The sequence below is a fragment of the Micromonospora sp. NPDC047548 genome (genome assembly GCF_040642975.1).
In the GTDB taxonomy this organism is placed as follows: Bacteria; Actinomycetota; Actinomycetes; order Mycobacteriales; family Micromonosporaceae; genus Micromonospora.
In genome coordinates this window covers 62,658-70,695 of the sequence record NZ_JBEYTI010000029.1, presented here as the reverse complement: position 1 = coordinate 70,695, position 8,038 = coordinate 62,658, and the positions used below count along the sequence as shown (strand labels likewise).

Below are 8,038 nucleotides of genomic sequence, written 5' to 3'. Positions count from 1 at the left end.
GTCGAATGATGCCTTCCAAGCAACCTCCCGATCGACCGAGACGACGCTGAAGAACCGCCCCGGCTCAACTCCCGAGAGATCGTCTCCCGTTCCTCAACCGTCAACGGAGAAGACCCGCTCATTCATCACCCAATCACTCGACATCCAAGATCATCCTACCTTGGTGTCGCGATGACCGTTTGACTCCGCCCCCTTACCCGTCTATGACGCCATGCTCCTCAACTTGCGCCCGGATGCGAATTGCAATGGCTAAACAACTGCGGCACCTTCTGGGGTTACTCGGAGCCATCGGCTCTCCTCGAAAGTGAGAAGGGGTACAAGCTATGAAGGCTGCCAGCCCGCGTCGATCGCATCCTGAAGCCGCTCGCTGAACGCGGCATGCGCCTGCCGATACTCGTTCTCCCGATCCGCCTTGTAGAACGGCGCCGTGTACCCCTCCGGCACCGGATTCCGCGCCGGATCTTCCAGGTGCGCCACCAACTGTTCGTAATCCCCCTTGCGCTGACCATTCCCGAACACGTATGGGTCCGCAGCAATCCGGCGACCCATGCAGTCGAACCACATCGCATCCTCCCGATCCGCCAAGATCGAGTACCGTGAGCGCAGGACTGCGATCAGCTCTTCGATTCCTATCCCTAGCCAGACAGCAACTAAGGCATCGGTCTCAACAAGAAGTGAGCGTCGTGCATGCTCACTACGCAGAGGCACCGACGGATTCCAAAGATGGTGCACGGCACCGACCTGACCCTGCAAGCCCCAGAGCACAGCCCACTCTTCCCGCGACCAGTCTGCCCGGAACAGTTCTTCCCACAGCTCAGTATATGCACGCGTAACACAATTCGCGCGGAGAATCCGCAGAAGGAGCGCGCTGGCCAAGGGATGGCCTCGTTGAGGCGCCGGCATGGATCGAACATCTGCAGGATGCAAGTCAGATCGACCAGTAACCCTTAAGTAGAAGTCTAAGGGGATCGATGCCCAAAACCCTGCCGTAAGCGCCATAATCTCACGATCAGAAAGAGCCATCGAGCAGATTGTGTTGACATGGGCAGGTCCAGGCGGGATTATGGCGGCAAAGAGCGATCGCTCAGTATTAAAGGGAATCATTCGACGCCACGCCAGGCGGAAGTAATCCGTATACGGGCGACCGTCCCAGTCATCCTGGCCCGAGCGGCTCGACACCTCCGCCTCTGTCATAACGTAGTTAGTTATGGGCACAAAGTCGATCGGCAGCGCGTCAAGACTCAAGGAATCCCAGTCACGGTTATTGCGACAGGGGATCCGCGGTTGCTTAGCCATCGGCTGCCCAATACTGAAGTGGGGCCCCTGCAATACGACTTGCCCTAGCCCCTCAGGCAGCGTTTGGTCCCAGCGAATTAAGCCCTCTCGCCGGGCGGTTGACTCATCGTAACCTCGACTAATCCGCAATGAATTCGACCCCAGGCGGTAGTCAAACTTGGCAAGAGCCGACACCGCCCCCGCTTCATGAGTCGTGATCGGGTAGAGGATCTGCACCTGGTCAATCGATGCATCAACCTCTCCTTTAAGCAAACGCCACTCGCTCAACAACTCAGGATCAATGTCTAGGACCCGCGACCTATGAGGTCGAGTATCCCACTTACCGCGATATTTCAGTCTAGGGGGCTCACCGTTACCATCATGCGATATCGACGCCGGAAGCGTCGATGCACTGTACAGCCGGCTAAGGTGTTTGAAGTGAATGCCCTGCCTCGCCCCATAGATATGGACACCAAACTCCAGACTCCGAACAGCGTCAATAAAGGCCCAATTAGCCCCGTTAACGAAACTTCCATGTACTCGCAGTCGCGCATACGATGCCGCCCGAAGTCGCCCCTCTTTCACCCCACCAAGGTGGGTATCAGGATGAATCATCCCCGAGGTGCCCTTCGGATTGGAATGGCGCCACACTTGACACATCATTGCACGATAAAGGTCCGGTTGAGTTCCGACCAGAAGCGGGTAAGTCGCGGCAGCACCAAGAAAGGTGACCACACCGCAACTGTCTGAGAATTCACGCAGAAAGTCCAAGCGCGCAGCTGATGCTGCAAACAGGCCTTGTACCCGCCCTTGCCATTGTTCGGTCGACGACTTTTCAATGAGCTTGAACCATGGTTCAGTCTCGGCAAGCACAGTATCTGGCTCCCAGCGAGGCCGAACCCAGGGCGGATTACCGACTTGTAGGTCGAAGCCGCCCTTGGCGAACGCCTGGGCGAAGGTCAGTTCCCAGTGGAAGAAGCCCTGCTGGTCGGCGATCTGGTCGGCGGTGAGGAGCCAGGGAAACCGATCGGAGAGGGTCCACGGCGCGTCGACGCCGATAACCCCGTCGAGCTTCTGCTCGAACTCGCTCATGTCGCTCAGGCTCGTGAGCGTCCGGCCGTAGAACCTCTCGGTGTGCTCGTCCGCGTCGCTCCGGCCGATGAGCGCTTCGGCGAAGGTGAGCCAGTCGTCGAGGTTGGTCAGCGGCACCTGCTGCCGGAGTTGTTCCGCCACGGTCATCCGCCGGGTGCCGGTCGCCTTGGTCGGCAGCTTCATCTGCTGCGGCTGCACGTTCCCGAAGAAGTCCGCAACCTCGTAGGCAGCCGGCTCCTCGTACGCCGGCACGTCCTTGACGTGCGACACCTGGACGGGCGCGGCCGGGTACGCCGGGTCGGAGCCGTCGAGGAGGCCGACCTTGTCGAGCGGCCAAAACCACAGCGCGCACCACACGTCCATCAGCGTCTTGAGCCGCCAGTACGGCGTGCCGGGCGCGGTCAGGTCGGCGAGAACCTTCTCCCGCGACACCGCACCGGCCGCCGATGGCAGGTCCTCAGCGCCCCAGACCGTGATGTCGCGGCGGATCTCCCGCTCCGAGATGGCGAGCCGCTGCTGCACCAGGCCCCACAGGAACTCGACCCGCCGGGCCAGCGCCTGCAAGCGCTTGACCTGCGAGATCTTCCCCTTGGCGGATGGCGTGCGCTTCATCGCCGTACGCCATGCCTTGAGCTTGGCGGTATCCTCCGGGGCCAGCTCGCGGGCCTCCCGCTCCCCCGCGACCGCGCCCCACCCGTCGGCGGGGAGCAGGAAGTGGTGGATGCCGCCCTCGTCAATCGGCCCGTCCCGGAACGGCCTCTCCGCCGGCGCGGTGGTGAGCCACGACTTGTCGGCGAGCTGCTTCGGGTCGTAGAGCTTGCGTCCACAGCCGATGAGCGAGTTGCCGCGCTGGAGGTGCAGGCCGAACCAGGGGGCCTGGAGGCCGGCGTGCATGACGTTGAGCCAGAGCGAGACCTCGGCCAGTTCGACGGCGGTGCGGTTGAGGTCGACGCCGTAGCAGTTGTGCAGCGCGATGTACGCCTTCACCTGCTGGAGTTCGAGGTGGTAGTCCTCGGGGTCGAGGGTCACCTCCAGTTCCTTCTGCCGGCGGCGCAGGTATTCCGCGGCGACCTGGTTGATCGCCTCGTTGAGGAACGCGCCGGAGCCGAGCGCCGGCTCGCAGATCGTCCAGTCCAGCAGCTCGCGCGCCTTCGTCACCGTGCCGTCCTGGTCGAGGCGGTACTTCAGGGCGAGCTGGACGGTGACCTCGGTCAGCGACTGCGGGGTGTAGTAGGAGGCGCTGGTCTGCCGGTCCCGGCCGGCGAGCCGGTAGACGAACTGGCCCGGCTCGTAGCAGACCCGGCTGCGAACGCCGGTGTAGGCGTTCTCCTTGTAGACGAAGACGCTGTCCTCGTACTCGTCGGTCTTGGAGGCCGGGATCATCCACGAGCCGTCCTTGGGGTCGCCGTTCTTGGCCACCTCGTAGAGCTGCTCGGTGGCGACGAAGCCGGTGTAGGACATCAGCCCCTCGTAGACCGCGCCGAGCTGGTTGATGCCGAGCTGGGCGTACGAGATAAAGCCGCCGCGGCGCTTCTTGCCGCCCTTGGTGAGCATCAGCCGGCGCAGCACCTCGTAGAGGACCTTGTTGCGCAGCCGGGTGTCGATCTTCGGGCCGTGCGCGTCGTCGGGGTCGCTGCCGGGTTCGGCGATGAGTCGGCCGATGAGCTTGGTCTTCTCCGGCAGGAAGAGGTCGGACCGCATCGGCTCGAAGCGCAGGCCCTCCCCTTCGCTGGCCTTCTCCTCGATCTCCGCGCCGCCGCGCGGCCGATGCCCCTCGTTGACCATGCGGAAGAGCAGGTCGAGCGACTCGTACAGGTGCAAGCCGCCCTCGCCGGACGGGGCGAGCCGGCGGGAGACGAGGTCGCCGATGCGGGCGAGGCTGTAGCCCTCGACGTACTGGGGGTCGTTGACCGGGAGCACGCCCAGTTCGGGGCGGGCCTCGGCATAGAGCAGGAACAGGATCCGGTAGAGGTAGCGCAGGGCTTCGCGGCCGAGTTCCTTGGCCAGCTCGTCCAGGTCCATCACCTGCTGCGGCTGGTAGCCGGCCTGCCGGATCCGGTCGAGGACCTCGTTGGCGATGAGTTCGACGGAGACCTTCAAGCCTTCGCGGAGTTCGCTGGAGACGCCGACGGCGTGCTGGCGGGAGCCGGCGACCAGGTCGGCGAGGGGTTCGGTGCCACCCTCGGCGGGCGGGCGCAGCGAGTCGGCGCCGAACAGCGCCGCGACGACGTCGAATTCCTTGTCGTCGTTGCGGGCGTACGCGGTGTCGAGGCTGACGGCCAGGTAGCGGCCCTCGCCCCAGGCGCTGCGGTCGGCGAGGGTGATCACGCCGCCGCTGAGAATGAGCACGTAGCGGGGCGGGTTGGTGTCGGCGGCGAAGAGCCAGGAGGCGAGCTTCGCGCCGGTGGTGATGGTATCGGTGCCCGAGAGGGTGACCGGGTCGAGCAGGCGGCCGGCGTCGTCCGGGTCCTGGGCGGCCTCGGTGTCGACGGCCCACCCGCAGTCGAGCGCGACGACGCCGTGCGCGGTGTTCAGCTCGGCGTGGGCGACCCGGATCTCGTGCTCCTGGCCGGACCGTTCGACGGTGATGGTCTGCGGCTGCGGCTCGAAGGCGAGCGCCCGCAGCACGTCCTGGTGCTGCTTGCGCAACCGCTCCGGGTCGAAGAAGTCGACGTCGGTCAGCTCGGTCTTCGCGTCGAAGTAGCCCCGGCGCATCCCGCGCAGCTTCGTGCGCGGCGTCTGCTCGCCGCTCTTCTCCGCCGCGGTCCAGCGCTTGACCAGCTCGCTGCTCTTGAGGGTGGTGGGCAGGATCTCGGCGAGGTAGTGCGCGGAGAGGTATTCGCCGCGGTTGGTCAGCGACTCGAAGCTCATGCGGCACTCCCCGGGGACGGTACGAGGACGGCGAGGACCCGCAGCAGCGGGTCGCCGGCGGTTTCCAAACGGTCGAGCAGGTCGTGCTGCTCCTGGACGGTGGCGTCGACACGCTGCCGCCGCTTCTCGCGGTGTGCGCCGGGCAGCTCGTCGAGGAGGCTGGCCTGCTGGAAGGTGGTCAGCTGCTCGCGGTACCTGCGCAACGGCTCGGCGTTGGCCTCGGCCCACTCGGCCCGCTTGTCCGCCAGGTGACCCCGGGCGGCGCTGACAGCGTGCGGCAGCAGCTCCTTCAGTGGGTCGAGCGCGACGGCCTCGGCGCGGTTGACCATCGTCGGGCCGATGTTCGCTTCGCGGAGCACCTCGTCCATCGGCCGGATGGTCGGCGAGGCGGGGAGGCCGGAGACGGCCATCCACTGGACGACGGTGGGTTGGCCGAGGCGGTTGGCGTAGACGCCCTGGATCAGGAAGACCGGGGCGGTGACGTCGGCGGTGAGCACCGGGGCCTGCTGGCGGCCGAGCCGGATCAGCACCTTGTCGACCAGCCAGTCGACCATCGGGTGCACGTCGCTGAGGAAGGCGATCTCCGGCCACATCGGGGTCTTGCTCTGCCGGGCCTGGTCGAGCTTCCGCTGGGCGAGCGTACGGTCGAAGGTGACCTTGAGCCGCAGGTCCTCGCCCTCCCGGTGGGCGCGCAGGTAGGACCGCGGCAGGTCGGTGAGCCGGTGCACCAGGTCGTCGGGGGCGAGGAAGGTCAGCAGCTCGTCCTCGCGGCGCAGGTCGATGTGGTCCTCGGGCCGGTCCTCGTAAATCTCGTACAGGGCGGCGTCGACGAAACTCTCGGTGGAGTCGAAGAGCTTCGGCACCTGGGCGCGCGGCACGTCCGCCGCCACGGGCGCGGTGCCCACCTCACCGAACAGGTCGGCCATCACGTCGATCTCTGCGTGGGCGGCGTCGTAGGACTCCTCCACCGTCCTGCCGGCGAGCAGGTCACGGACCAGCCGGTCCGTCTCGGCCTTGTCGTCGTAGAGGCCGGTGGCCGCCCCGACGCTGCCAAGGGTGCGGTGGGCAGTCTCTTCCCGGTCGAGGAGTTTCTTGGAGACCGTGCGGTCGTCCTTCGCGTCCTCCCGTTCGGAGGTGAGGAGCATCGCGTGGAACTGGGGCTGGTGTTTCTGCCCGTAGCGGTCGACGCGACCGTTGCGCTGCTCGATCCGGATCAGGCTCCACGGGATGTCGTAGTGGACCAGGTGGTGGCACTGCTGGTGCAGGTTGACGCCCTCGGAGGCGACGTCGCCGGTGAAGAGCAGCCGTACCTCGCTGCCGGCCAGCTCGAACTCCTGGAGGATGGTCTGCTCGTCTTTGTCCGCGACCCCGCCGTGCAGCACCCGGACGGCGTTCGGCTTGAGGCCGAGCATGCCCGGGACGACCTCGGCGAGCCACTTGATGGTCGGCACCCGCTCGGAGAAGACCACCGCCCGCATGTCGCTGCCCTTGCCGACGCCGATCTTCTTCAGCTCATTGACGAGCCGCTGGAGCTTGCTGGAGTCCCGGTCGGTCATCGCCGAGGTCAGCTTTGCGAGCCGGTCGAGGGCTGCCCGCTCGGTGCCCGTGGCCTTCTTGCGCCGGTTGGTCACCGTCTCGTGCAGCGCGCGGTGCGAGGACAGGAAGGACTTCAACAAGGTGTACGGGAAGAGCCGGTGCTGGCCGGTGATCGCCTCGTCGTTCCACTTGCCGGCCAGCCACACGTCGGTCAGCTCGTCGAAGATCTGCTCCTCGACAGCGCCGGCCGTGCAGTGCACCGCCTGGGACGGGCCACGATCGGCCCAGCGGTCGCCGATCTGGTCGCGTACCTCCGGGCTGATCTTCGTGCGGCGCAGGTAGAGGTGGGCGATGTCCTTGGCCTGGTAGTCCTTCTCGTTGGCGATGGCCGCCGGGTCGAGCAGCGAGATCAACCGGGCGAAGGACTCCTTGTCACCGTTGTGCGGGGTGGCGCTGGCCAGCAGCAGGGCGTCGGTCTTCGCGGCGAGCCGGCGGGCCAGCTCGTTGCGCTGGGTGCCCTTGTTGATCAGGTTGTGCGACTCGTCGATGACCACGATGTCCCAGGCCGTCGCGTCGAGGTGGTGGCCGAACTGGCCGGCGTCCTTGAGGGTGTCGACCGAGATGATGGCCCGCTTGAAGTAGGTGAACGGGTTCCGGCCGGCGGGGATCTCCTGTTGGATGCGCTGGATGCCGGTGGAGTCGAGCCGGACGAGCGGGATGGCGAACCGGGTCCACAGTTCCCGCTGGAACTGCTCCAGCACCTGCTGCGGGGAGACCACCAGGATGCGATCACCCCGGCCGCGGCGGATCAGTTCGGCGAGGATCAGCCCGATCTCCAGGGTCTTGCCCAGGCCGACCACGTCGGCGAGCAGGATCCGCGGCCGCAGGCCGGACAGGGCCAGCTCGACCGGGCGCTGCTGGTAGGTCAGCGGGTCGAGCAGGAACCGGTCGGCCAGTGCCAGACCCCGCTCGGTACGCGGCAGCGGGGTACGCCGGAGCACGGCCTCCAGGAAGAGTCGACTCTGCCGGAACCGCGACGAGGTGTCCTGGACGAGTTCCGTCTCCTCGGGGACCAGTGGCGTGATCTGTTCGAGGGCGGTGAAGAAGGTCGCCTCGACGTCCTGCACGAACTCGGACACGCCGACAGCTTTGATCATCGTGCCGTCCGCTGTGCCGGTCTTCACGCTGCGGACCAGCCACTCCTCGTCCCGTACGACGATGCGGGAGCCCGGGGCGAAGGTCGCATCCTGGGAGGTGGTCATCG

2 protein-coding genes are annotated in these 8,038 nt (G+C 66.0%); both read right to left on the bottom strand.

The genetic code is table 11. From position 1 onward, the window contains the following. Positions 1-321 precede the first annotated feature (321 nt). Positions 322-5,238 (bottom strand): class I SAM-dependent DNA methyltransferase, encoded by a 4,917-nt coding sequence (locus ABZ807_RS24430; protein ID WP_357162281.1) that lies wholly within the window; start codon positions 5,236-5,238, stop codon positions 322-324. Beyond that, entirely contained in the window at positions 5,235-8,036 is a 2,802-nt protein-coding gene (locus ABZ807_RS24425; protein WP_357162278.1) for a helicase-related protein, read from the bottom strand. Before ABZ807_RS24425 ends, ABZ807_RS24430 begins: the two co-directional genes overlap by 4 nt. Positions 8,037-8,038: the final 2 nt, after the last annotated feature.

Coding starts and splice junctions, on each gene's coding strand:
- ABZ807_RS24430 (WP_357162281.1), bottom strand. CDS start 5,238: ATGAGCTTCGAGTCGCTGACCAACCGCGGCGAATACCTCTCCGCGCAC.
- ABZ807_RS24425 (WP_357162278.1), bottom strand. CDS start 8,036: ATGACCACCTCCCAGGATGCGACCTTCGCCCCGGGCTCCCGCATCGTC.